Raw genomic sequence first — 283 nt, forward strand, 5'->3', positions numbered from 1 at the left:
GAGGTTCATCGTTCGACTTGCATGTGTTAAGCACGCCGCCAGCGTTCATCCTGAGCCAGGATCAAACTCTCCGTTGAAGTAAAACAAAAACAGACACAACCACAACAAATGGAAATAACACCCATCACGGCTGCAAAATTTGAAACCAGCTGTAAAAACCATGCCAACCACGGGGTGGCGGCACAGCAAATTCAACCAATTTATAAAAAATCGGTATCAACAAACTTGGCACACTATTGAGTTCTCAAACAACAGACACACCCGGCACCACCCAAACATTCCG

1 rRNA gene is annotated in these 283 nt (G+C 45.6%); it reads right to left on the reverse strand.

The annotated features are described in order from the left end of the window. Nucleotides 1-77 (reverse strand): 16S ribosomal RNA (locus ASG86_RS06615); the annotation flags it as partial. Nucleotides 78-283: the final 206 nt, after the last annotated feature.

This window comes from Arthrobacter sp. Soil764, from assembly GCF_001428075.1.
Taxonomy (GTDB): domain Bacteria; phylum Actinomycetota; class Actinomycetes; order Actinomycetales; family Micrococcaceae; genus Arthrobacter.